Source organism: Neisseria sp. P0019.S002 (assembly GCF_051957155.1).
Classification (GTDB): domain Bacteria; phylum Pseudomonadota; class Gammaproteobacteria; order Burkholderiales; family Neisseriaceae; genus Neisseria; species Neisseria perflava.
The window spans coordinates 1-443 of sequence record NZ_JBQCWS010000148.1; the positions used below are offsets into that span (position 1 = coordinate 1).

The following is a 443-nucleotide window of genomic DNA, read 5'->3' on the forward strand; positions in this document are numbered from 1 at the left end:
TTTTATCTTAAGTTGGGGGGTTTATGCTGAATTGTGTGGCATTATTGTCAACAATTTTTATTTTATCTTAATAGTCTTCGCGCTTTAAGACGGCCTTTGTGGATCTGTTATACTGCTTATTGATTTCGAAAACCTTAAACATCAATTGGGAAATACCTTTTTATGGATCAAAAGAAAGCGCGCGGCGCAAAACCGTGGATTATTATGGCTTGCGTCATCGCAGCCTTTATTTGGCTTTTATATGCCTTGGTCGATGTTTTGACGCCGTTTATTGTGGCCGCCGTTTTGGCCTATGTTTTGAATCCCTTGGTCGAGTGGCTTCAATTGAAGCGTATCCGTCGCGCACCGGCCTCTATAATTATTATGGCACTGGCTTTGCTGACATTGCTGTCGTTGGTGCTGATTATCGTGCCTATGTTGTTGAACCAGTTTAACAATCTGGC

At 42.0% G+C, this 443-nt stretch carries 1 protein-coding gene; it reads left to right on the plus strand.

Going from position 1 to position 443, the window contains the following annotated elements; genetic code table 11:
- Positions 1–162: 162 nt before the first annotated feature.
- The coding region (locus tag ACTHTY_RS12025) for an AI-2E family transporter (RefSeq protein WP_440367862.1) at positions 163–443 on the plus strand (281 nt) is incomplete at its 3' end.